At 56.8% G+C, this 22,440-nt stretch carries 25 protein-coding genes and 1 tRNA gene; 20 read left to right on the forward strand and 6 right to left on the reverse strand.

What is annotated here, in order from left to right; all coding sequences use genetic code 11:
- The first annotated feature begins 2 nt into the window (after positions 1–2).
- Entirely contained in the window at positions 3–215 is a 213-nt protein-coding gene (locus DFR30_RS05385; protein ID WP_243640683.1) for a DUF4398 domain-containing protein, read from the forward strand.
- A 172-nt stretch (positions 216–387) separates the two neighbouring features.
- Positions 388–1,140, forward strand: a complete 753-nt coding sequence (locus DFR30_RS14535) for a LysM peptidoglycan-binding domain-containing protein (protein ID WP_132971687.1) — start codon at positions 388–390, stop codon at positions 1,138–1,140.
- A gap of 48 nt (positions 1,141–1,188) precedes the next feature.
- On the opposite strand, the gene DFR30_RS05395 is transcribed toward DFR30_RS14535, so the two are convergent.
- Both DFR30_RS05395 and DFR30_RS05400 read right to left on the reverse strand, forming a co-directional pair.
- Entirely contained in the window at positions 1,189–2,760 is a 1,572-nt protein-coding gene (locus DFR30_RS05395) for a hypothetical protein (RefSeq protein ID WP_132971688.1), read from the reverse strand.
- 63 nt (positions 2,761–2,823) lie between these two features.
- Positions 2,824–4,347: a fumarate hydratase gene (locus DFR30_RS05400; RefSeq protein ID WP_132971689.1), complete on the reverse strand. Its 1,524-nt coding sequence runs from the start codon at positions 4,345–4,347 to the stop codon at positions 2,824–2,826.
- Between the two features lie 209 nt (positions 4,348–4,556).
- On the opposite strand from DFR30_RS05400, the gene DFR30_RS05405 reads away from it, so the two are divergent.
- A complete protein-coding gene (locus tag DFR30_RS05405) occupies positions 4,557–5,039 on the forward strand; it encodes a TlpA family protein disulfide reductase (RefSeq protein WP_132971690.1) in 483 nt (160 codons plus the stop codon).
- 12 nt (positions 5,040–5,051) lie between these two features.
- On the opposite strand, the gene DFR30_RS05410 is transcribed toward DFR30_RS05405, so the two are convergent.
- Positions 5,052–6,215, reverse strand: a complete 1,164-nt coding sequence (locus DFR30_RS05410; RefSeq protein WP_132971691.1) for a Do family serine endopeptidase — start codon at positions 6,213–6,215, stop codon at positions 5,052–5,054.
- Between the two features lie 85 nt (positions 6,216–6,300).
- Between DFR30_RS05410 and DFR30_RS05415 the strand changes: the two genes are divergently transcribed.
- From DFR30_RS05415 to DFR30_RS05440, 6 genes are all read left to right on the forward strand, one after another.
- Positions 6,301–7,059 (forward strand): Nif3-like dinuclear metal center hexameric protein, encoded by a 759-nt coding sequence (locus DFR30_RS05415; protein WP_132971692.1) that lies wholly within the window; start codon positions 6,301–6,303, stop codon positions 7,057–7,059.
- A gap of 180 nt (positions 7,060–7,239) precedes the next feature.
- Positions 7,240–7,833: a ubiquinol-cytochrome c reductase iron-sulfur subunit gene (gene petA, locus DFR30_RS05420; RefSeq protein ID WP_132971693.1), complete on the forward strand. Its 594-nt coding sequence runs from the start codon at positions 7,240–7,242 to the stop codon at positions 7,831–7,833.
- Positions 7,830–9,074 (forward strand): cytochrome b, encoded by a 1,245-nt coding sequence (locus DFR30_RS05425; protein ID WP_481557196.1) that lies wholly within the window; start codon positions 7,830–7,832, stop codon positions 9,072–9,074. The genes petA and DFR30_RS05425 overlap by 4 nt, the downstream gene beginning before the upstream one ends.
- Before the next feature lie 7 nt (positions 9,075–9,081).
- Positions 9,082–9,822, forward strand: a complete 741-nt coding sequence (locus DFR30_RS05430; RefSeq protein WP_132971694.1) for a cytochrome c1 — start codon at positions 9,082–9,084, stop codon at positions 9,820–9,822.
- A 68-nt stretch (positions 9,823–9,890) separates the two neighbouring features.
- On the forward strand, positions 9,891–10,514 hold the full coding sequence (locus tag DFR30_RS05435) for a glutathione S-transferase N-terminal domain-containing protein (protein WP_132971695.1): 624 nt from the start codon (positions 9,891–9,893) through the stop codon (positions 10,512–10,514).
- 12 nt (positions 10,515–10,526) lie between these two features.
- A complete protein-coding gene (locus tag DFR30_RS05440) occupies positions 10,527–10,907 on the forward strand; it encodes a ClpXP protease specificity-enhancing factor (RefSeq protein ID WP_132971696.1) in 381 nt (126 codons plus the stop codon).
- Here the strand turns inward: DFR30_RS05440 and glk are convergent.
- Positions 10,900–11,886 carry a glucokinase gene (gene glk, locus DFR30_RS05445; protein ID WP_132971697.1) on the reverse strand — a complete coding sequence of 329 codons (987 nt, stop codon included), beginning with the start codon at positions 11,884–11,886 and terminating at the stop codon, positions 10,900–10,902. The two genes, DFR30_RS05440 and glk, sit on opposite strands and share 8 nt — an antisense overlap.
- An 85-nt stretch (positions 11,887–11,971) precedes the next feature.
- Here glk and DFR30_RS05450 point away from each other — a divergent pair, with 85 nt between their 5' ends.
- The 11 genes from DFR30_RS05450 (at position 11,972) to DFR30_RS14650 (ending at position 18,615) form a co-directional block, all read left to right on the forward strand.
- A complete protein-coding gene (locus DFR30_RS05450) occupies positions 11,972–12,643 on the forward strand; it encodes an ANTAR domain-containing response regulator (protein WP_165869099.1) in 672 nt (223 codons plus the stop codon).
- Between the two features lie 46 nt (positions 12,644–12,689).
- Positions 12,690–12,780, forward strand: a tRNA-Ser gene (locus tag DFR30_RS05455).
- A gap of 510 nt (positions 12,781–13,290) precedes the next feature.
- The gene (locus tag DFR30_RS14255) at positions 13,291–13,449 is read left to right on the forward strand and encodes a hypothetical protein (protein ID WP_165869100.1); all 159 of its coding nucleotides are present in this window, start codon (positions 13,291–13,293) and stop codon (positions 13,447–13,449) included.
- A gap of 38 nt (positions 13,450–13,487) precedes the next feature.
- Positions 13,488–13,802: a heavy-metal-associated domain-containing protein gene (locus tag DFR30_RS05460; RefSeq protein WP_207891813.1), complete on the forward strand. Its 315-nt coding sequence runs from the start codon at positions 13,488–13,490 to the stop codon at positions 13,800–13,802.
- Positions 13,795–14,196 carry a hypothetical protein gene (locus tag DFR30_RS05465; protein WP_132971699.1) on the forward strand — a complete coding sequence of 134 codons (402 nt, stop codon included), beginning with the start codon at positions 13,795–13,797 and terminating at the stop codon, positions 14,194–14,196. The genes DFR30_RS05460 and DFR30_RS05465 overlap by 8 nt, the downstream gene beginning before the upstream one ends.
- A gap of 24 nt (positions 14,197–14,220) precedes the next feature.
- Positions 14,221–14,541, forward strand: coding sequence for a heavy-metal-associated domain-containing protein (locus DFR30_RS05470; RefSeq protein WP_132971700.1), 321 nt, complete (start codon positions 14,221–14,223; stop codon positions 14,539–14,541).
- Positions 14,542–14,608: 67 nt separating this feature from the next.
- Entirely contained in the window at positions 14,609–15,457 is an 849-nt protein-coding gene (locus DFR30_RS05475; protein ID WP_132971701.1) for a transporter, read from the forward strand.
- A gap of 24 nt (positions 15,458–15,481) precedes the next feature.
- The gene (locus DFR30_RS05480; RefSeq protein ID WP_132971702.1) at positions 15,482–16,459 is read left to right on the forward strand and encodes an NHL repeat-containing protein; all 978 of its coding nucleotides are present in this window, start codon (positions 15,482–15,484) and stop codon (positions 16,457–16,459) included.
- 156 nt (positions 16,460–16,615) lie between these two features.
- Positions 16,616–16,900 carry a thioredoxin family protein gene (locus DFR30_RS05485; RefSeq protein ID WP_132971703.1) on the forward strand — a complete coding sequence of 95 codons (285 nt, stop codon included), beginning with the start codon at positions 16,616–16,618 and terminating at the stop codon, positions 16,898–16,900.
- Complete coding sequence (locus DFR30_RS14420) at positions 16,897–18,201, forward strand: cytochrome c biogenesis CcdA family protein (protein WP_207891814.1); 1,305 nt, start codon at positions 16,897–16,899, stop codon at positions 18,199–18,201. Before DFR30_RS05485 ends, DFR30_RS14420 begins: the two co-directional genes overlap by 4 nt.
- Positions 18,202–18,207: 6 nt before the next feature.
- Positions 18,208–18,615 carry a heavy metal-responsive transcriptional regulator gene (locus DFR30_RS14650; protein ID WP_132971704.1) on the forward strand — a complete coding sequence of 136 codons (408 nt, stop codon included), beginning with the start codon at positions 18,208–18,210 and terminating at the stop codon, positions 18,613–18,615.
- Positions 18,616–18,620: 5 nt separating this feature from the next.
- Here the strand turns inward: DFR30_RS14650 and DFR30_RS05500 are convergent, their stop codons facing one another.
- Positions 18,621–19,238, reverse strand: a complete 618-nt coding sequence (locus tag DFR30_RS05500; protein WP_243640685.1) for a cation diffusion facilitator family transporter — start codon at positions 19,236–19,238, stop codon at positions 18,621–18,623.
- Between the two features lie 5 nt (positions 19,239–19,243).
- Positions 19,244–22,438: an efflux RND transporter permease subunit gene (locus DFR30_RS05505; RefSeq protein WP_132971705.1), complete on the reverse strand. Its 3,195-nt coding sequence runs from the start codon at positions 22,436–22,438 to the stop codon at positions 19,244–19,246.
- Between the last annotated feature and the right edge of the window lie 2 nt (positions 22,439–22,440).

The raw sequence follows: 22,440 nt of genomic DNA on the forward strand, positions 1-22,440 counted from the left end.
AAATGAGCGAGGCCCGTCAGGCAATTGATGCGGCGCGTGCGGCAGGTGCCGAACGATTCGCAAACCCGGAACTGGAACAGGCACTTTCGTCACTCAAGGCAGCCGAGAAGATGCTCAATGATCGACGGTTTCGTGACGCCAGGCGCAGCGCGCGGCAGGCACGTGATGAGGCCATCAAGGCGCGCCAGTCAGCACAGGATGCCAGTGATCAATAAAAATCTCCGGCAGGGGAATTTTTGCTGATTTGATGCGTCCTTTCGGATTAATGCGGGGTATAGTATGGCCCGTCTGGATTACTTGACACCCGGATGATGCGGGTGGTAGCTTCACAAAAATACAGAAATACGAAAAAAGTGCCACGGATCAACCACTAGCGGAGTAACTTTCATGAAAAGAATTCTTAACGGCAAAGCACTTGTTCCTGTCGTTCTTGCCCTCGGCCTGGTCGCAGGTTGCGCCACCACCCCAAAGGAAGAACCCGCAGCGAAAGGACCAAGTGAAGTCTCACAGGCGATTGACAGCGCCAAGTCAGCCATTGCTTCCGCCAAGTCCGTGAACTGGATCTGGCGCGATACAGAAAAATTCCTCAAGCAGGCTGAAGCCGCTGCAGCCAAGGGTGACGACGCGACGGCTATCAAGCTGGCCAACAAGGCCCGCAGCCAGGCCGAACTGGCTGTTGACCAGTACTATCTTGAAACGGCCAAGGTGCTGTACGCCGAGGCAGGTAATGCCAGCGGTCTCACCGCAGAGCAGAAGAGCACGCTGAATGCGGCAGGCATCGCTATTGGCAACGCCGAGGGACGCAAGGCGTATGACCTTCTCAATCCACTGGTGACCGAGCTGCGTGCGGCATCGATCAAGGTTGAAGTGGTTCGTGGAGACAGCCTGTGGTCAATCTCCGGCAAGTCTGACGTTTACAACAATCCTTACCAGTGGCCGCTGATCTACAAGGCCAACCGTGACCAGATCAAGGATGCAGACCTGATTTACCCCGGTCAGACACTGACGGTCGATCGTAACCCGACGGCTGCCGAAGTGGATGCGGCTGTAGATCACGCGCGTAATCGTGGTGCCTGGTCGATCGGCGTGGTGGAAGAGAGTGACCGTAACTACCTGGGTGGTTCACTCGAACTCAAGTAAGTCCCGCAACAGGGAAACTGAAAAAGGCCCCGAAAGGGGCCTTTTTTATTACCCGTCACCGGGTATATAAATAAAGCGCTCGTAACCCGGTTCTGATTCCAGTTGTTCAGCACATTGCACCCTGTTGGGGCCGCGTTTGTTGTGGAGCGAAAATTCCATGTCCTTTTGTAACTGGCCATTGCGCGTAATGAGCGTGAGTATGCGCTCTGCACCACGTTTCTGAACGGCGGAGAAGGCCGGCTGGTACTCGCCACCAAGACCTGTTTCATCGGGGAGGCGGATAACCACGGGTTGTGGATCCCGGCTGAGGTATTGCAGGCCCATTTCAAAGCCGTTACCGGCATCGGCTTCGATCAGCCAGCGGCAGGCGGCCAGTACCCAGTTGCCTTGCGTACCGGCATCCGGGCGACGCAGGGCAACCAGCTGACCGACTTTAGGGTAGGGTTTCTGTACACCGTGATAGGTGACGGCGACTCCTCCATCACCGCGATTCAGGCTGGCGCAGTTGAATGCTGGTGCGAGGGTGTTGGCGCTGGCTTCCAGTGCGCCATGTTCGCCAATATCGATAACATCCTGTTCCCCGGGATTGATGAACAGTGCCGGGTCAAAACAGCGCCCCTGGTTGATCATGCAGTAAGCGCTGTCCAGCCCGTTAACAAGCTCAATGCGGGCATGTGTTTCTTCGCGATCAGTCTTGCGGTCCGGTTTTTCCTCCCACAGTGCATGCAGTTGCCGGAAGGCATGCAGCAGGGTGGAAGCCGGGATATCCGAGGGCAGGCCGATGGCCTGCGCCTGTCGGTACTGGGCAAGTTTGTCGATATCACCGGCCAGTTGTTCGAGCAGCTCGTCAACATGAAGAAACAGTGCTGATTGAGGCTGACTATCGTTCGGGTTCCAGGTTTCACGAAGCGGGTAGCCAGGGTGATCGCCGGCAGTTTCGGGGTTTGGGTCAATCGTGCTCAATGCCATGTGATGACGAAAATAACGATCCAGTGCAGCCACCATTCCGGTCGGAAGGTGATAGGGGTCAGTTTGCCGCAGCAGCGCCGTTAAACGAAAACACTCATCCAGCTGGAGGTTGCCTGCACCGGGCAGTTCGCCCCGGTAGCCAGCGCGGTCGTTTTCCATTGCAAACCGGAATAGCGTCAGGCATTCACTCCACAGGGCACGAGGTGCACGTTGATAGTGGCTGTAGTAATGACTCAACTGCAATCCCAGCGTATAGATAGCACCAAGCAGTGCCTGGGGTAGCTGGCGTGTCTCAATGAAGCCGGCTTTCTTGTTGACCAGATCGTTGACGATGATCTTGTAGCCGAAGCAGATGTCCTGGCACAGGCGCTTTAGCAATGCGCCGGTATCATCGTTACGATTCAGCTTGGTCGGGAGCGACGAACTGAGCCGCTGCCAGGCGTTCAGGAAGTCTCCCAGTGTTTCGACGCGTGCGGTCACTGCCATGGGCTGGCGATTCATGATGCGCAGTTGCTGGCTGGTAATGCTGGCCGCGCGCTGCAGGTCGAGGTAGGGGAGGTTTTCCAGCCACTCGCGCACTTCACGCGGTTTGATGCGGATGGCCGGGCCTGTCCTGTCCTGTGCCGGAATGGTGAGTTGCAGCTTTTGCACGTGCCCCTTGTATCCTTTAATGGGTTAACGGCTTCTATATCGGTAAGTTACGCCAAATCTGGACTATTCTGTGACGATTTCTATACCGGCGATACGTTGCTTCCATTCCGCGGGGCCGGTCTGGTGGACAGAGACACCAGTGGTGTCGACGGCAACCGTGACCGGCATGTCCTCCACCTGGAATTCATAGACAGCTTCCATGCCCAGCTCCGGCCAGGCAACGACGTGTGCTTTGCGGATGGCTTTCGACACCAGGTAAGCGGCGCCACCGGTGGCGATCAGGTATACCGCGCGGTGCTTTTTGATGGATTCGATGGCCGCCGGTCCGCGCTCTGCCTTGCCGATCATGCCGATCAGGCCGGTTTTCTCCAGCAAGGTATCGGTGAACTTGTCCATGCGCGTGGCGGTGGTGGGGCCAGCCGGGCCGACAGCTTCCCCGTCGACCGGGTCGACCGGCCCGACGTAGTAAATAAAGCGGTTGTGGAAATCCAGTCCGTCGGGCAGGGATTCGCCCTTTGCCAGGGTTTCGACAATGCGTTTGTGCGCCGCATCACGACCGGTCAGCAGGTGGCCGCTGAGCAGTAGCGTTTCTCCCGGTTTCCAGTCGCGTATTGCGGTAGCGTCGAGCTCATCCAGGTTGACCCGACGCGAGCTGGTGGTCGGGTCCCAGGGGATCTGTGGCCATTCATCGAGGGAGGGGGGGGTGGCAAACGCCGGGCCACTGCCGTCGAGTTCCAGGTGGATATGCCGGGTGGCTGCACAGTTGGGAACGATGGCGACCGGTTTGGATGCGGCATGCGTGGGATAGTCGAGGATTTTCACGTCGAGCACCGTGGTCATGCCGCCAAGCCCCTGTGCACCGATGCCCAGTTTGTTAACGCGGTCGAGAATCTCCAGGCGCAATTCCTCAACGGTATTTGATGGACCGCGCTGTTGCAGCTCATGGATATCGATGGGTGCCATGAGTGATTGCTTGGCCAGCAGCATGGCTTTTTCCGATGTACCGCCGATGCCGATACCGAGGATGCCCGGCGGGCACCAGCCGGCGCCCATTCCCGGCACCTGGTCCACGACCCAGTCCGCCACGCTGTCGCTCGGGTTGAGAATGGCAAAGCGCGATTTATTCTCCGAACCGCCTCCCTTTGCTGCCAGGGTAATGGAAACCTTGTTGCCGGCCACCAGGCGGCTGTGAATCACAGCCGGCGTGTTGTCACCGGTGTTGCGGCGGGCACCGGCCGGGTCCTCCACAATCGAGGCGCGCAACGGGTTGTCGGGGTTGAGGTAGGCGCGATGTACGCCTTCGTTGACCATGTCCTCGACACTTTTTTCCGCGTCCCAGCGTACGTCCATGCCTATATCCAGAAAAACCGTGACAATACCTGTGTCCTGGCAGATCGGGCGCTTGCCTTCCGCGCACATTCGCGAGTTGATGAGAATCTGCGCAATAGCATCGCGCGCCGCTGGCGACTGTTCCAGTTTCCAGGCGCGGTGCATGGCGTGGACAAAATCGAGCGGGTGATAATAGGAAATATATTGCAGCGCCCCTTCAACCGTCCGAATAAAGTCTTCCTGGGTAATGACGTTCATGGGCTTTTCCTGCGAAAGGGAACAAAATGTACGATTGCTGTGTCCTACTTGCAGTTGTGTCTTATGCGCAGTCCGGGTAAGTACCGGGCTGCTAATGTATCTTGTCATTGCGAGCGCAGCGAAGCAATCTCAAAACGTCTGGCACGAGGCTGCGGGAGACTGCTTCGCTGCGCTCGCAATGACGGACCCGGAACACCAAGGAACCCTGTATGCGCGCCCTGACTCTGACGCTTTTCCTGCTGTTTTCCAGCACCCTGTTTGCCGAGCCCGTGGATTACAGTCTCCCCGATCTTGATGGCAAAACGCATTCACTGACTGATTACAAGGGCAAGTGGGTTATTGTGAACTACTGGGCAACCTGGTGCCCGCCATGCCTGGAAGAGATTCCCGACCTGGTCAGTTTTTACGAAAAACACCGTGAGCAGGGCGGGGATGTGGTGGTGCTCGGCGTCAACTTCGAGGATATCAGCCAGGAGCAACTGGCCGACTTTGTGGAAGGGCAGATGATTACCTACCCGGTGCTGCGTTCCGAGCCGCTGGCCTCGACTCCGCTGGGTTCTGTGCCGGGGTTGCCGACAACCTATATCATCGCGCCGGATGGATCGCCGGTGGCACGCCAGGTCGGTCCGGTGACCGGCAAGCAGCTCGACGATTACATTAATTCGAAGAAAGCGAAGGCCACTGCCAAATAGGCGAGTCGATCGTTAGGGTTCCACCGCGGGACGGCGGCCGGTAGTCGCTTTCAGCGTAAAAGACGCACCGTCGCGTGCGCCTTCGATGACCAGTTCCTCGTTTGGCCCGAGCTGGGCGATGAAAGCCATCGCCGAGCGTGCATTCTCAACATCCTTGCCGTTGATGCGCTCGATTACATCGCCCGGCTTTATAGCGGCCGTATCTGCCGGGCCACCGCGCAGCACGCCGGCAATCAACATGCCACGGGTGTCATCGAGTCCAAAGCTTTCAGCCAGTTGTGGCGTAATGTCCTGCGCCTCGATGCCCAGCCAGCCACGTTCCACGTGACCCTGCTCGATGATCTGTTGCATGACATTGGCAGCCAGGCTGACCGGAATCGCAAAACCAATACCCTGGGACCCTCCGGAACGACTGTAAATCGCTGTGTTGATGCCAATCAGTTCACCCCAGGCATTGACCAGTGCACCACCCGAGTTGCCAGGATTGATAGCGGCATCGGTCTGAATGAAGTCTTCATAGCGGTTGATCCCCAGCTGGCTGCGCCCGGTCGCGCTGATGATACCGAGTGTAACGGTCTGGCCCACGCCAAACGGGTTGCCGATTGCCAGCGCCACATCACCGACACGCAAATTATCTGATGAGCCAAGAGGCAGTGCCGGCAGGTCATCCAGCTTGATGCGCAATACGGCAAGGTCGGTGTCCTTGTCCGCGCCGACCAGGGTTGCCTGCGAACTGCGTCCATCCTGCAATAACACCTGGATTTCATCGGCGCCGGTAATGACGTGGTTGTTGGTCAGTACATAACCCTGTCTGGAAACAATAACGCCGGAGCCGAGGCTGGTTTGCAGACGCTTGCGGGGTCCAAGCTGGTTACCGAAGAACTGCTTGAACAGCGGGTCGTCCAGCAACGGGTGGCGTTTGCGGGTGATGACTTTGGCCGTATAGACGTTAACCACAGCTTTCGCGGCCGGTTCAACGGCATCGGCATAGGATACCGGTCCGTTACCGGTCTGGCGGGAAAGGTTGGCCGCGGTATGCGGTGCAGCCTGCTGCACCTCAACGACGGGTGCCTGCCGTTCAAACCATTCCGGTCTGAACAGCAGTAATAAAAATGCAGCAACGATACCGACCGTTGCGGCCTGCAGGAAAAAGGAAACGGTATCACGTATATTCATGGAGCCTTCGCTAGTCAGGGTTTGCACAATTATTGCGGATCGGCGATGTGAAGGCTAATTTCAGGGATTTCAAAGGGGAATACAGGTGCCAGGCCGCGACGAACTTGTACGCTATTGCAACGGTTTGCTGGATACCGGAAGTTTTCGTGACTACTGCCCGAATGGCCTGCAGGTCGAAGGACGCAGGAATGTCGCGCGTATCGTTAGCGGTGTTACCGCCAGTCAGGCCCTTATCGAGGCAGCGGTGGAACAACAGGCCGATCTGCTGCTGGTACACCATGGTTATTTCTGGAAGGGGGAAGATGCCTGTATCACCGGTATAAAGCGGCAGCGCCTCAAGTCCCTGCTCGAGCACGGCATCAATCTGCTTGCTTATCATCTACCGTTGGACGCCCACCCGAAGCTGGGCAATAACGCCTGCCTGGCACGGCGTTTCGGCCTCGAAGTACAGGGCTGGTTCGGTGATGGACAGGGTCCGGAGCTGGCCTGTGAGACGACCCTGGACCAGCCTGTGACTGCCGCGCAACTGGGGGCGCAAATCGGTCTTGCGCTGGGGCGAGAGGCGCAGCATATCGATGCCGGCCCGGTCCAGGTTCGCCGTATCGGCTGGTGTAGTGGTGCGGCACAAGGGTACCTGGAAGCCGCCGCACGGCGTGGGCTGGACGCCTTTATCAGCGGAGAAATCTCTGAGCCGACGGTGCATATTGCCCGCGAGTACGGTATCCATTATTTTGCCGCCGGTCACCATGCCAGCGAGCGATACGGCGTACAGGCGCTGGGCGAGCACCTGGCAGACTATTTCGGGATCGAACATTTTTTTATCGATATAGATAATCCTGTGTGAAAAAGTCGTGCAGATCGGCGCTTTTCAGCGGAGTTTCACTTGACCTGTCGGGGCAGTTCCGACATGCTATGCCCGCTATTCGAACATGGGTTTGTATATCTGAATATTCTAATACTCGCCGGTTTTGGCGGTGCGCCAAGTGTGTGTCAGCCGGTGATTTTTTGCGTGGAGACCATTTGAATGAGTGGTGACGGTGTAGATACCAGCAAGCGTCGGTTCCTGACAGCTGCTGCAACGGTCGTGGGTGGCATAGGTGCTGTGTATACCGCGGTTCCTTTCCTGGCGTCGTGGATGCCCAGTGAGCGGGCCAAGGCGGCCGGTGCACCGGTCGAGGCGGACATCAGTAAACTGGAAACCGGACAGATGATTCGCGTGCAGTGGCGCGGCAAGCCGGTCTGGGTGCTCAAACGCAGCGAGGAAATGATGGCGGCATTGCCGACACTTAATCCACGCCTGCGGGATCCTGAGTCACTGGAGCCCCAGCAGCCGGAGTATGCGCAGAACGAATGGCGTTCAATCAAGCCGAAGATCCTGGTAGCCGTCGGCATCTGTACACACCTTGGCTGTTCGCCCAGTTTCGTGCCGGAAGCCACACCACAGCCGTATGACCCGGAATGGAAGGGGGGCTTCTTCTGTCCCTGTCACGGTTCCCGCTTCGACCTGGCCGGTCGCGTGTTCAAGGGGGTACCGGCGCCGCTGAACCTCGAAGTGCCACCGTACAAGTACATCAGTAACACGCTGATCCTTGTCGGCGACGATACAGGAGCTGCATGATGGGTATGTTAGTCAACCTGCGTGACTGGATTGATGCGCGCTTTCCCCTGACCAAGATGTGGGACGAGCACCTCGCCAAGTATTACGCTCCCAAGAACTTCAACTTCTGGTACTTCTTTGGTTCGCTGGCACTGATGGTGCTGGTGATCCAGATTATCTCCGGCATCTTCCTCACCATGAACTACAAGCCCTCCGCCACGGATGCTTTCGCTTCGGTGGAATACATCATGCGCGATGTGGACTGGGGGTGGCTGATCCGATATATCCACTCCACCGGTGCCTCGGCGTTCTTTATCGTGGTGTATCTGCACATGTTTCGTGGCCTGCTGTACGGGTCCTACCGTGGCCCGCGCGAGCTGATCTGGCTGTTCGGCATGATGATCTTCCTGGCGCTGATGGCGGAAGCCTTCTTCGGCTATTTACTGCCGTGGGGCCAGATGTCCTACTGGGGCGCACAGGTCATTATCTCGCTGTTCGGCGCCATCCCGGTGATCGGCGATGACCTGTCACTGTGGATTCGCGGCGACTACGTTATTTCCGATGTCACGCTGAACCGCTTCTTCGCCCTGCACGTCATTGCCGTTCCGCTGGTACTGATTGCCCTCGTGGTAATGCACATCCTGGCGCTGCACGAAGTGGGTTCCAACAACCCCGACGGTGTTGAGATCAAGAAGCACAAGGACGAAAACGGCATACCGCTCGACGGCATTCCGTTCCACCCCTACTACACCGTTAAAGATATCGTCGGTGTGGTGGTGTTCCTGATGTTCTTCTCGATCGTGATCTTCTTCGTACCGGAAGGCGGTGGTTACTTCCTCGAGAAGCCGAATTTCGAGCCGGCCAACCCGTTGAAGACACCCGAACATATTGCGCCGGTGTGGTACTTCACACCTTACTACGCCATGCTGCGTGCGGTAACCATTGACCTCGGGCCGTTTACCGCCAAGTTCCTCGGTGTGGTCGTGATGGGCGGTGCGGTTGTGATCATGTTCTTCCTGCCCTGGCTGGACAAGAGCCCGGCGAAGTCGATCCGCTATCGCGGGCCAATCTACAAGACCATGCTGACGCTGTTCGTTATCTCATTTGCGGTACTCGGCTGGCTCGGTACACAGGCGCCGACTGACACCAAGACCTTGATGGCGCAGATCTTTACGACGGTGTACTTCGCCTTCTTCCTTGGTATGCCGATCTATAGCAGGATCGACAAGACCAAGCCGGTTCCGGACAGGGTTACGGGGTAAGGATCCAATGAAAAAACAACTATTCGCTATTTTGTTGCTTGTTTCTCCCGCGCTGGCACTGGCCAGCGGTGGCGAAGTGCATCTCGATAAAGTCCACATCGATCCGACCAACAAGGAATCGTTACAGCGTGGTGCACGCACGTTCGTGAACTATTGCCTTAGCTGCCATTCGGCAAAATACCAGCGCTACAACCGACTGGCGCGTGATCTGGGCATGAGTGAAGACGATGTGCTGGAAAACCTGATGTTCACCGGTGACAAGACCGGCGATACTATGGATATCGCGCTGAGCTCAAAGGATGCCAAGAAATACTTTGGCGCCGTGCCGCCGGATCTGACGCTGGTTGCCCGTGTACGTGGTGTCGACTGGTTGTACACCTATCTGCGCACCTTCTACCTCGATGACAGCCGCCCCTTTGGCGTCAACAACCTGGTATTCGACAAGGTCGGCATGCCGCATGTGTTGTGGGAATTGCAGGGCTGGCAAAAGCCGGTCTACGAGACCGAAACCGACAGCGAAGGCCACGAGCACAAAAAAATCGTGGAACTTGAGCTGGTCGAACAGGGCAGCCAGACGCCGGCCGAGTATGATCGCACCGTTCGTGACCTGGTAAACTTCCTGGCCTATATGGCAGAGCCCATCAAGCTGGAGCGGCAGGCACTGGGTATCAAGGTACTGTTGTTCCTTTTTGTCCTGTTTATCATTACCTACCTGCTCAAGAAAGAGTACTGGAAAGACATTCACTAATTCCTGTGGCGGGGTGATGCTGTAAAGCACCTCCTCGCCTGTCAGGTTCGAATACCTGGAGAAAATGCATGGCCGTAATTTCCAATCGCCGTTCGGTGATGACCCTGTTTTCCGATGCGACTTGCCCGCAGAGCCACCGCGTGCGCATGGTGCTGGCCGAGAAAGGGATTACGGTCGAAATCGTCAACGTTGACCCGGATAACCTGCCGGAAGACCTGATCGACCTGAACCCTTACCAGAGTGTTCCGACACTGATGGATCGGGAGCTGGTGTTGTACGACCCGCAGGTCATTGTGGAATACCTCGACGAGCGTTTCCCGCATCCGCCGCTTATGCCGGTTGATCCCGTTTCGCGAGCCCGCAGCCGCCTGGCGCTGCACCGTATCGAGAAGGACTGGTACTCGCTGCTGACCGATATGGAGAAGGGCGAGAAGACGGCCGCCAAGGCTCGCAAGGCCCTGCGTGACAGCCTGGCGTCCAGCGCCGAGGTATTTGCAGCCAAGCCGTTTTTTCTCAGCGACGATTTCTCGCTGGTCGATGCCAGCCTGGCACCGATCATGTGGCGCTTGAAACACTACCGCATCGAATTGCCGCCACAGGCCAAACCGGTGCTGGACTATGCCGAGCGCCTGTTTGCCCGCGAGTCTTTCCAGGACAGTCTCACCGAGTCCGAGCGGGAGATGCGCGAGTAGCGTTAGCGCGCAATGACCTCGAACCGGCCCTACCTGCTTCGCGCCATTCACGAATGGTTGCTGGATAATCAGTGCACGCCCCACCTGATGGTTGACGCGAATGCTGAAGGCGTCGATGTTCCGAAGAACTACATTCAGGATGGCAAGATTGTTCTCAACATCGGTCCCAGCGCTGTAGAGGGGCTGCGCATCAGCAACGATGAAGTCAGTTTTCTTGCACGCTTCAGCGGCGTTTCCCAGCTGGTATCCATACCGATGAACGCCGTGCTGGCTATTTATGCCAAGGAAAACGGCCGCGGCATGATGTTCGGCGAAGAAGGGGATGCGCCGGATCCTGACGGCGACAAGACACCCGAACCACCAACACGTCCATCACTGAAAGTTGTCAAGTAGCTGCTTTTGCGAGACCAGTGTAACGTGCCAGTCCGTACAGGGCGGTGTGCTGTTCACAAATCACCTTGACCGGCATGGCTTCCAGTAGTGGTTGCATCCTTCCCTTGTCCATAAAGGCCTGCAAAAAGTAATTTTTTTTCAGCGCTGGCAATATCCTGGGTGCAATACCGCCGCCCAGAAATATACCGCCTGTGGCATTGAGCTTGAGCGCAAGGTTGCCCGCCTCACGGGCATAAAGCTCGACAAACCACGCCAGTGCTTCGGCACACAATGCATCATCACCGGCAAGGGCACGCTGGCTGATAGCCGCTGCGGTATCCTGTTGTGGATCATCGAGCCAGCCCGGCGTTGTCGCGGCCTGGCTGTCCAGCAGGTAGCGAAACAGTTCCACCAGCCCGGCTCCGGACACCGTCCGTTCCCAACTGACGTGACCATAGCGTGACTGCAGGGCCTGTAGCAGGCCTGTATCACGTTGAGTCTGTGCTGCAAAATCTGTATGTCCGCCTTCACAGGCAAAAGGGCGCCGCTGCGCCCCGTCGAAGGTCAGCCCGGCCTGCCCCAGCCCGGTACCGGCCGCGATGACAGCCTGGTTGCCCTGATTGCTGGCGTGTCCCGCCTGCAGTGTAACCAGTGAACTGTCATCAAGCGTATCGATCCCCCAGGCCAGCGCTTCAAGATCATTCAACAAGTGAACGTGAGGGATGCCAAGGGCTGTAGAGAGTTCGCTGGCAGACAGTTCCCACGGCAGATTGGTGGTTCGGCAACGGCCATTCACAACCGGCCCGGCCACACCAAACGCTGCCTGTTGCAGTTGCACTTGTGGATGGTCATGCAGAAAGGATTCGATGATCGGCAGCAGGCCATCAAAGTCGGGGCTGGCGTAGCGGGCGATATCGACAACACGGAATCGACCGGCCCCCTGTTCGACTGTCGCAAGGCGCGTGTGAGTGCCGCCTATATCACCTGTCAGTATATTCACGTGTATACTCCGCTTTGAAGGCCGAAGTGTATCTGATTACTGCCGGCTTTTGTTTTACGTTGATGTGATGTCTGGAGAGCCTGCCATGAATGCGCCTTTAATACTGGTTGCCGACGACAACCCGGAAGACCTGGATCTGCTTACCCTGGCTATGCAGGCCGCCGGTTTTGATGTTCTGCAGGCACACAATGGTGATGAGGCTGAAAAACTGGCACTCGAACACCACCCCGACCTCACCATTCTGGATCTGCGTATGCCGCTGAAAGACGGTTTTGAGGTGGCAGCCAGTTTGCGTAACGCCGGCTTGCCGTTTATTTCCCTCAGCTCCTATGGCGAGGAAGAAATGGTAGAGCGCGCCACTGACGCCGGTTCGTTGGCCTACCTGGTTAAACCGCTGGAGGCTGACCAGTTGGTGCCGGCTGTACAGGCTGCGCTACGCCGCGCCGATGACATGCGTCACATGAAAGAGTCCATGGAGCAGATGGACAAGGCTCTGTCGCAAAGTCGTGAAATCAGTATGGTGGTGGGTATCCTTATGGAGCGCTGTGGTTTCACCGCTATCCAGGCGTTTGACGCCATGCGCGATGAGGCGCGCTCCCAGCGGCGTAAGATTGCCGACGTCGCGCGCGAATATTTCAATGCCGCAGAAGCCCTGCATGGCATGACCCGCAACATAGCCGAGCGGGCCCGCGAGAAGGCCCAGCGAAGCCAGACAAAACGTCCGCCAAAGCGCGGCCCGGCGCGGATTATCTCCTGACCGGATTGCCTTTAAGGGGCATCCGTTATATCCTGCGCGGCTTCCCGGAGGGGTGTCCGAGTGGTTGAAGGAGCACGCCTGGAAAGTGTGTATACGGTAATACCGTATCGAGGGTTCGAATCCCTCCTCCTCCGCCATTAAAATCAAGTAATATACTGATTCGCCGATCTGAACAACGATGTTTTTCCAGCAGTGCCCCAACGCTCAATCGCCTTCTCCCCTGCATCCAGTGCATCGTCAGAAATGAATCGGCTATAGGTTCTTGCAGTGAAGGTCCAATCGGTATGTCCCATCTGCATCGCTACCCGTTTGGATAATTCTCCCGCCATCAACATCATCGAAGCGAGGGTGTGGCGCACCAATTGCGTGGACTTCCCCCGGTATACCGGTATAGAAGACGCCTCCGGCCTCTATTCTTAACTCAACCGTCCGTGGACACGGGGTAAAACCCCAGACGGTCGGCTGAGCTAAAGCTGAGTGCCGATTCACACTACGAACCGCATATTCCTGAATAAGTTACCCAAGGGACTTGACATGGAGTTGACTCCAGGCTTTAGGCTGTCTCTCGGCGGGTATTTTTCTGAATCAGTTGTTGAACCTGGAGGGTACTCCAGGTTGTCACAGTGTGAGTAAAGTGGAATGTGGTCATGAACAGACTGAGCAAACAAACGGATATGAGAGCCGCAAAAGTTATTGCCGGGCCAGCGTCCGCTATCGCCGTCAAGGCTGGTGTACAGATCCCGATCGTCAGCAATTTGCACGGTCGCCAGGACAGTAGCGACTACCGCGCCCGGCTGATTCTGTAATGGCATTTGTGAACGTTGAATTACATCGAGGTGGAACCATGAAGAAAGTAATCGCCACCATGTTGTTGAGTATAGTCTGGAGCGCTGCGACGCTCGCGGCCGGCATCGAGTACCGGATGCGTGTCGATGGTCTGGCCTGTCCCTATTGTGCTTACGGGATTGAAAAGAAGCTGAAGGCGATTGACGGCGTTGAGAAGATCGACGTCAATCTCAACGCCGGGTTGGTCGTTGTGGACGTGGCCGAAGGCGTCGAGTTGACAGGGTCGCAGATGAAAACGCTGTTTCAGGATGCCGGCTTTACCTACCGCAGCATGACGGTGAAGCCGCTTGAAGAGGGGGCGAAAAATGAATGATGCAACGACCCGGGGTACTTCGGCCCTGAAAACCACCTGGCTGACACTGTTTGCCTCTACCGGCACACTGGTTTGTTGTGCGCTGCCCATCATTTTTGTATCACTGGGTTTTGGATCAACAGTCGCAGCACTGACCAGCAGTTTTCCACTGCTGATCACGCTCAGTCTGCACAAGACCTGGGTGTTTGCTTTCTCGGGCGCGATGCTGGTCTTGTCCGGTTGGCTTATGTACCGGCCTGCAAGAACCTGCCCGACTGATCCTGAACTGGGCCAGTTATGCAATACGACCCAGAAGTGGAACCGGCGACTTTACTGGTCCTCCGTTGTCATCTGGTGTATCGGTTTTTTTGCAGCGTTCCTCGCTTTACCATTACGCATCTGGATGGGTCTCTGAAATCGTTAAAAGGAGAATCCTGCAATGAAAATAATCCGTCATAGTATCGCTGCGCTAACATTGCTGTTTCTGATACCCATCGCTCAAGCATCAGGGCCATCATACGCCCTTCAGGTGGACGGCTTGGCCTGTCCGTTCTGTGCCTATGGCATCGAGAAGAAGTTGAGTTCTATCGAAGGTGTTGACGACATCCAGGTCGATATCAAGAAGGGCGAGGTCATTGTGATCATGACTGAAGGTGTCCCTCTCGCTGAAGGTCTTGCACGCGAGAAGGTCAAGGATGCGGGCTTTACCCTGCGTGCTTTTTCTCAACGTAATGGGGAGAAACGTCATGAACCCGAATAGCGGCCACCACGTCTTCCGTAGAGTTTTTACTGCCTTAGCCCTAGTTGGGGGGAGTGTGGTGATTGGTATGGGAAGCGCCTGGAGCGCTCCAGTTACGTTCAATACCGCATTACCCGTTGCAAAAAATGAGTTCCTGGTACGCGAGCAGTTTATTATTAATAAGTCCGACGACGATCCAGGCAACCTGAATCGGGACCGCACAGCGAAAGCGGCCGTGTCGGTACTCGGTTATGGCGTCAGCGGCAAGCTCGCACTGTTTGGTGTACTGCCTTATCGCGACAATGAACTGAAACTGACGGTCGCCGGTCAGCGCGTATCGCGCAGTGCCAGTGGCTTCGGCGACCTCACGGTATTTGGCCGCTACACGCTGGTACAGCGGGATCGGCGAGGGCGTAATTTTCGCATCGCTCCGTTTGCCGGTATCAAGGCGCCCACGGGAGACGACGACAAGCGGGATTCCATGAGTGTGTTACCCCCGAGCGTTCAGGTCGGTTCAGGTTCATGGGATCCGTTAGTCGGTGTGGTGAGCACTTATCAAACACTGGATTACCAGATTGACGGCCAGTTCAGCTATCAGATGAATAACGAGGCAAACGACTTTGAGGCCGGTGATGTGGCACGGCTCGACGGCTCCTTGCAGTATCGCTTGTGGCCGCGAACGCTGGGCAGTGGTGTGCCTGCGTTTTTCTACGGTGTCATTGAGGCCAACCTGATTCATCAACAGAAGAACCAGGTCAATGGTCAGTCAAATCCCGATTCCGGCGGCACCCGGCTGTTTCTGACGCCGGGTATACAATATGTCACCCGGCGCTGGATTGCCGAGACAGCCATACAGGTTCCCGTGGTACAGAACCTCAACGGCGATGCCCTGGAAAATGACTACATCGCGCGGATCAGCGTCCGCTTCAATTTCTGAGTGAGCCGGGAGAAGGTGGCCATCATGGGAAAAAAGATTTTGAAAGCACTGGGTGGGGTCACCGTCTTGCTGTTGGGACTGGCAGTGATTGTCTGGCTGGTCTGGATACCCTCAGCGCAGGAACCCGGTTATGTGTTTGTCGCGTCCTGGGGCGAACCGGGCGCCGCACCCGGTCAGTTTCACGATCCGACCGGGATTGAGGTCACGGCTACCGAAGTCTTCGTCAGTGATGCGCGCAATGCCCGCATCCAGGTGTTCAATTTCGACGGGCACTTCAAACGCCAGTTCGGGACCAAAGGTGATGAGCCGGGACAACTGGGCCGTCCCATGAACCTCAGCATCGCCGGTGATGAGTTATATGTGGCTGATTACTGGAACGACCGTATTCAGGTATTCAGCCTGGATGGCGTACAGCGTCGCAGCATCGGCAAGGCAGGAAAGGGTCCCGGTGAGTTCAACGCGCCGGGTGGCGTGGCGGTGGCCGTCAATGGCGACCTGTATGTCGCCGATTTTTATGGCCAGCGTATTCAGCAGCTTCACGCCGACGGTGCTTTCGTCAGACAGTGGGGTCAAACCGGCAAGGTTGGCATTCGGGCGGGTGAGTTCAATTACCCGACCGATGTGGCACTGGCGGACGACGGAACCCTGTACGTGGCAGATGGCTACAACGACCGGATTCAGGTGTTCAGCCCGGATGGCAGTTTCTTGCTCAAGTGGGGTGGGCCTTTCGGTATGAACATCTTCGGACCTTTCAACGGCTGGTTTGCTACTGTCACCGGAATAACGATAGATCGCAGTGGTAACGTCTTAGTGGCCGACTTCTACAACAATCGGGTGCAGAAGTTTTCACCTGATGGCACTTTCCTGTCGACGTTCGGTAACAAGGGTACGGGGCCAGGCCAGTTCGAAAAGGCAATTGCGGTCGCAGTAGCACGCGATGGCACTGTTTTTGTGGCCGATTTTGCCAATAACCGCATTCAGAAATGGAGGCCAAAGCCATAAACCCTTTAACCATCGGAGAGTCACTATGCTACGAGGTTTATTGATAACACTCGTGCTTGTTGTATGGAGATCGCACACCGGGTCGATCCATTTTCAGTTATATATGTAGAGTGAATAACCGGCAGGAAGAACGATATCTTCGGAGATGAAAGATTTATGAGCATTAAAGTGGAAGTATTTTCTTCCCCCGGTTGCAGCAAGTGCGGGCATGCAAAGGAGGCGCTGCGTAAACTTGTTGATGAACTGGGTGGAGATAAAATCGATTGGCGTGAAGTCAACATTCTGGATGAACTGGACTACGCAGTCGAGCTAGGTGTCCTGTCGACACCAGCTATCGCGATCAATGGTGAATTGCTCTTTTCCGGATTGCCGTCGGTGCGTAAATTACGTGCGGCATTGGAAACCCGGCTTGGGGTCGATGCCAAGCGAGAGCAGGCATGACAACCTTACTGCTTACCAGTGCCGCCCTGCTGGGTTTGCTGGCATTTTTTGAGCCTTGTACGATCGCGACGCATACGCTGTTTTCCGTGCGTGCGCACCAACGGGCGGGTCGTCACTGTTGCCAGAATCTCCTGACGGTCTGGCTGTCCCGCGTGGCACTGTTGGTCGTCTTGTTCGTCGTCATCGTGCTGGTAACGGAGCCACCGGTTTGGGGAGCCTGGTTACCCAGCATCATTCTGAGCGCCATTGCGCTTGTCTACATTGTCTCTCGCTTTATGTACATCCCGATACCCCACCTGGCATTTTTCCGCGTACTGCCGGCGGGAAAGTCGTTGCCGTTTGCGGTACAACTCGGGATGACCTTGCCGGCATGCACGATTCCGCTGTTTGCGGTGGTCGCCGGTATTGCGGCCACCGTGGATTCGGTTGCGTTTGCCGCTTTGGCGGGGCTGCTGTTTGGTAGCCTGTTTACGCTGCCCATGGTTGTCACCGCCTGGCTCGGGTTACACGAGGATGGCCGTGAGTTACTTAACCGCGCCGCCCAGGGTAGTCCTTACCTGACAGCCGTCCTGCTGTTTGGTGTCGCCTTGTATCTACTCATACCGTCGTTGGGTGTCGATACAGACATGCTCAAGGCAACACTTCAGCACGCCAGTTGGGCAGGTATCGGTCTCAGTTTTTTGGCGGGTTTTATTTTCAGCTTTAACCCGGTGTCTTTTGCCTCTATCCCGGTGATGCTCGCCTATGTGACCAAGGCCCATGAAGAACGCCGCGCCGTCTTGATGGGGGGTGCTTTCGTTGCAGGCATGATTGTGACACATGTCGTACTCGGCGTGACGGCCGCGCTGGGCGGTGAGTGGGTACAGCACGTGATGGGAAGAGCGTGGGGGTTGTTTCTGGGGCCCTTGCTGATTGTTCTCGGTCTTGTCTGGCCGGGCTGGATCAAGGTGCGACTACCCTGGATTGCGGTGCGCGGCCGTAAGGTTCCGGGGCTTTGGGGTGCCTTTCTACTGGGGATTCCTTTCTCGGTAGCGGTGTGTCCATTCTGTGCACCCGCGCTGTTGGTCGCACTTACCGCGAGTGCAGCGATCGGTTCGGTGCCTTTCGCGTTCGCGCTTCTACTGGCATTTGCTGTGGGGCGCACCATTCCCGTTCTATTGGGTGCCTGGAGTATGGGATGGCTGGAATCATTGCAGCTGATTTCGCAACACCAGAGAGGATTTGAAATCCTTGCGGGTGTGACGCTGATTCTGACCGGGCTTTATCTGCTCAACGAATACCTGTTCATCATAAAATATTGAGGCGCTATGAAACTGTATCGGATTGGTGATATTACAAATCTCACGGGCTTGAGCGCGGATACTTTACGGTATTACGAGAAGATCGGTCTCTTGCCCCGGGTATCGCGGACCGCATCGGGTATCCGACAGTACCAGGAGCGCGATATCTCACGTTTGAGATTCATTCAACGTGCCCAGAAAATGAATTTTAGCCTGGCAGAGATTGGCGATCTGCTGCAAATGCGCGAAGATCCACAACACGCTCGCGATGAAATACGTGAACTGACGCGTAACAAACTTGCAGAAGTCGAAAAACAACTTAAGGAACTCGATACTTTGCGCAAAGAATTACGGCTGCTGGTCAATCTGTGCCGGGGTTCCAGCGATGGATGCCCTATCATTGAAAACATTGATGGAGCCGATCAGCCCGGCTGAATTGCTTAGTGATGATCCGCGAGTTGCTCACGGGCTTCATGAATTACCGCCCAGGCCGAACGTATCACAATGCCGGCGATGAGCAGGCCGATCAGAATGTCCGGCCATGCCGATTGCAGCCAACCGACCAGGCCTGCCGCGATCAATACGCCGACGTTACCGATCATGTCGTTACGCGAGCAGATCCAGGTTGCTCGAAGGTTGATGTCTCCGCTCCGATAACGTGCCAACAGGGCAACGCATAGCGCGTTCGCCAACAGCGCCAGCACACCAAACCATCCCATGGTAGCCGCATCGGGTAACTCATTTTCCGCCAACTTGTGCATCGCCTCAACAGCAATGCCGACACCCAGTAGTAGTTGCAACAGTCCGCTGGTCAGTGCCGCGCGTGCGCGCCAGTGAGCAGCGCGGCCCAGGGCGAACAAGCCGAGTGCATACACCAGCGCATCGGCCAGCATATCCAGCGAATCCGCCAGCAGGGCGGTCGATCCACTCCACAGGCCGGCGCCGAATTCGGCAACAAACATGCCGGCATTGATCAACAACACAATTGTTAGCACGCGCCGCTCGGCAGCATTAGCCTGTTTTAGGTTCACGCCACAGTTGTCATCGCAGTTACTCACGGGTGTTATTCATCGACAAAGTAGCTGCGTGAAAAGGTTTTAAATAACACAGGGAGAATGAACAGCGTCAGTAAGGTGGAGGAAAACAACCCACCGACTACCACAGTGGCGAGTGGCCGTTGTACTTCTGAGCCGACCCCTGACGAAAGCAACATGGGAATCAACCCCAACGCCGCAATGGAAGCCGTCATCAGCACGGGCCGCAAGCGGGACAGGGCACCTTCGAATACGGCTTTGTCGGGGCCCGTACCGTCGATGATGCGCTGGTTGATGGCATTAACCATCACCACGCCGTTAAGAACGGCGACACCAAACAAGGCGATGAAGCCGATGGAGCCCGGTACCGACAGGTACTGCCCGGAGATGAACAGTGCCGCGATACCGCCGATCAGCGCCAGCGGCACATTCAGCATAATCAATAGGGCCTGTCCAACGGAGCCGAAGGCGAAGTATAACAACAGGAAGATCAGTCCCAGTGACAGCGGTACGACGATCATCAGGCGTGACTGCGCGCGTTGCTGATTCTCGAACTGGCCACCGAATACCACGGTGTAACCGGCCGGTAGTTCGATTTCATCATTAATGCGCTGTTGCAGTTCCGCCACCAGTCCGCCCATGTCGCGGCCCTCGACATTGGACTGGATGACCACGCGGCGTTGCACATCGTCACGCCGGATCTGTGGCGGGCCGGACTCGATGGCAACTTGCGCCACGTCGCCCAGTCGTACCCAGGCGCCACCGGGCGCCTGAAGTATCAGGCTGCGTATGGCTTCGACGCTGTCGCGGTATTCTTCGCTCAGTCGCACGTAGATGTCATAGCGCTCGTTCCCCTTGATCACCTGGCCTGCCTCGCGGCCGCCGATGGCGTCCGCAACCAGGTCCATTACTTGCGCCACCGGGATACCGTAGCGTGCCAGTGCATCCCGGTCCGGTCGAACTGCAAGCTGGGCTTCGCCGCCAATCTGTTCCATGGCTACGCCACGCGTGCCCTCGACCTTTTTCACCAGCGCTTCTATTTCACTGCCTTTCTGTGCCAGCAGTTCAAGGTCTGAGCCGAACAGCTTGATGGCAAGCTGTGCACGAACACCGGATAACAACTCGTCAACGCGTGTAGCGATGGGTTGCGAGAAGGAGAATAGCAGGCCCGGATGGCTGGACATTTTCTTCTCCATCAGTTTCTGCAAAGCCTGGCGGTTGTCCGCACTGATCCATTCCGACACCGGCTTCAGCCCGACAAAAATTTCCACGTTGGATGCCGGCTCCGGGTCACCGCCGATCTCGGGGCGCCCGACGCGACTGGTGGCGTATAGCACTTCCGGGAACTGAATCAATTCAGCTTCCAGCTTGCCGGCCACTTCAAGTGCGGTATCCAGGCTGGAAGAGGGCGCCAGGGTAACGCGGATGTTGAGCGTGCCTTCCTCCAGTTCTGGCACGAACTCGGTGCCCAGAAACGGCACCAGTGCCAGCGAACCGATGAATAGCAACAGGGCACTGACCACCACCCTGTTGCGGTGTTGCTGCGCCCAGGGCAACGCGTGCCGGTAAAAACGTTCCAGTGGCCGTATTACCGGGCTATCCTTGTGTTTCACGCCGCGTGTGAACAGGTAAGTCGCCAGTGCCGGTACCACCACCAGCGCTACTATCAACGAGGCCAGCATGGCCAGCACAATGGATATCGCCATAGGCTGGAACAGTTTGCCCTCGACGCCTTCCAGGCTGAACAGCGGCGCAAAAACAATGATAATAATCAGCACGGCAAAGAACACCGGTCGGCCGACTTCACGCGCCGACTCCTGAATACGCAGGGCGATACCGTGTTTGTCGTGGCCCGCATTGTAGGGGTGTTCTCCACCCGGTGCGATGTCGCGTTTCACCTTTTCATGATGCTCTGCATCCGGCGTGGTGAGGTGACTGAAAATGTGTTCCATCATCACCACCGAGCCGTCCACCATCATGCCGATGGCAATCGCCAGTCCGCCAAGCGACATCAGGTTCGCTGAGACGCCCCAGTATGCCATGGCCATCAGCGCCAGGCCGATGGAGATCGGTACCGAGATTAGCACCAGGAAGGTGGCGCGCAGATTGACCAGGAACAGCATCAGTACAATGACGATCAGCACGAAGGCTTCCAGCAGGGCTTTCGTGACGGTGTTCACCGCCTGGTCGACGAGGCTGGCCTGGTCGTAGAAAGGTTCCAGCGTCACGCCATCCGGCAGTGCGGTCCGGATCGCCGGCATACGCGATTCAATACCGTCGATAGTAGCCTTGGTGTTTGCGCCGAGCCGTTTCAATATTACACCTGCGACGACTTCACCCAGCGCTTCCGGGTTGCCATCGGCATCGCGGCGCGTGATACTCACCGCCCCCTGGCGGATCTCCGGACCGAAATCGACGCGTGCCACATCGCTGACACGCACGACTACACCATCAACATCCTTGAGCGGGATGTTGCCGATGTCGCGCAGGCCGTCCTCGCCACTGCGCACCCAGCCGACGCCGCGTATCACCAGCTGTTCCTCACCGCGGTTCATATACCAGCCGCCGGCGTTGCGGTTATTCGCCTCGACAGCCTCTGCCACATCGTCTCCGGTCAGGTTGTACGCGAGTAACCGCTGTGGGTCGAGTTGCACCTGGTACTGGCGTACTTCGCCACCAAATGATAAGACCTCGGTCACACCGCCCACCGGCATCAGCAGTAGTTTCACGATCCAGTCGTTGAGGCTGCGCAGCGCAATGGCATCGTATTTTTCAGGGTCTTCTGCGCGCAGGATATATTGATAGACCTGCCCCAGCCCCGAGGTGTTGGGTCCGATACCCGGTGTCCCGATGCCTTCCGGTATCTGTTCGCGCGCCGCCTGCAGGCGCTCGAACACCAGCTGGCGGGCGAAGTAGATATCAGTGCCTTCCTTGAACACCACGGTAATGACCGACAGACCGGTCTTGGAAATCGAGCGCACTTCCTCCACGTCCGGTAGTGCGTACATCACCGCCTCGATAGGGAAGGTGATCAGCTGTTCAACTTCCTCCGCGGCCAGACCGCGTGCCTCGGTGTTGATCTGGACCTGTACATTGGTGACGTCAGGGAAGGCGTCCAGGTTGAGGTTGGGCAGAATCAGCATGCCGCCTACCACGGTAGCCAGCAGCGCCAGTACCACCAGTAGGCGGTTTTCGACCCCCAGGTCGATGAGTTTGTTTAGCATGT

Source organism: Thiogranum longum (assembly GCF_004339085.1).
GTDB classification, from domain to species: domain Bacteria; phylum Pseudomonadota; class Gammaproteobacteria; order DSM-19610; family DSM-19610; genus Thiogranum; species Thiogranum longum.

Coding starts and splice junctions, on each gene's coding strand:
- DFR30_RS05410 (WP_132971691.1), bottom strand. CDS start 6,215: ATGAATATACGTGATACCGTTTCCTTTTTCCTGCAGGCCGCAACGGTC.
- DFR30_RS05465 (WP_132971699.1), top strand. CDS start 13,795: ATGAATGATGCAACGACCCGGGGTACTTCGGCCCTGAAAACCACCTGG.
- DFR30_RS05460 (WP_207891813.1), top strand. CDS start 13,488: ATGAAGAAAGTAATCGCCACCATGTTGTTGAGTATAGTCTGGAGCGCT.
- DFR30_RS05475 (WP_132971701.1), top strand. CDS start 14,609: ATGGGAAGCGCCTGGAGCGCTCCAGTTACGTTCAATACCGCATTACCC.
- DFR30_RS05405 (WP_132971690.1), top strand. CDS start 4,557: ATGCGCGCCCTGACTCTGACGCTTTTCCTGCTGTTTTCCAGCACCCTG.
- DFR30_RS14650 (WP_132971704.1), top strand. CDS start 18,208: ATGAAACTGTATCGGATTGGTGATATTACAAATCTCACGGGCTTGAGC.
- petA (WP_132971693.1), top strand. CDS start 7,240: ATGAGTGGTGACGGTGTAGATACCAGCAAGCGTCGGTTCCTGACAGCT.
- DFR30_RS05425 (WP_481557196.1), top strand. CDS start 7,830: ATGATGGGTATGTTAGTCAACCTGCGTGACTGGATTGATGCGCGCTTT.
- DFR30_RS05430 (WP_132971694.1), top strand. CDS start 9,082: ATGAAAAAACAACTATTCGCTATTTTGTTGCTTGTTTCTCCCGCGCTG.
- DFR30_RS05480 (WP_132971702.1), top strand. CDS start 15,482: ATGGGAAAAAAGATTTTGAAAGCACTGGGTGGGGTCACCGTCTTGCTG.
- DFR30_RS14420 (WP_207891814.1), top strand. CDS start 16,897: ATGACAACCTTACTGCTTACCAGTGCCGCCCTGCTGGGTTTGCTGGCA.
- DFR30_RS05440 (WP_132971696.1), top strand. CDS start 10,527: ATGACCTCGAACCGGCCCTACCTGCTTCGCGCCATTCACGAATGGTTG.
- DFR30_RS14255 (WP_165869100.1), top strand. CDS start 13,291: ATGAACAGACTGAGCAAACAAACGGATATGAGAGCCGCAAAAGTTATT.
- DFR30_RS05505 (WP_132971705.1), bottom strand. CDS start 22,438: ATGCTAAACAAACTCATCGACCTGGGGGTCGAAAACCGCCTACTGGTG.
- DFR30_RS14535 (WP_132971687.1), top strand. CDS start 388: ATGAAAAGAATTCTTAACGGCAAAGCACTTGTTCCTGTCGTTCTTGCC.
- DFR30_RS05385 (WP_243640683.1), top strand. CDS start 3: ATGAGCGAGGCCCGTCAGGCAATTGATGCGGCGCGTGCGGCAGGTGCC.
- DFR30_RS05450 (WP_165869099.1), top strand. CDS start 11,972: ATGAATGCGCCTTTAATACTGGTTGCCGACGACAACCCGGAAGACCTG.
- DFR30_RS05485 (WP_132971703.1), top strand. CDS start 16,616: ATGAGCATTAAAGTGGAAGTATTTTCTTCCCCCGGTTGCAGCAAGTGC.
- DFR30_RS05400 (WP_132971689.1), bottom strand. CDS start 4,347: ATGAACGTCATTACCCAGGAAGACTTTATTCGGACGGTTGAAGGGGCG.
- DFR30_RS05435 (WP_132971695.1), top strand. CDS start 9,891: ATGGCCGTAATTTCCAATCGCCGTTCGGTGATGACCCTGTTTTCCGAT.
- DFR30_RS05470 (WP_132971700.1), top strand. CDS start 14,221: ATGAAAATAATCCGTCATAGTATCGCTGCGCTAACATTGCTGTTTCTG.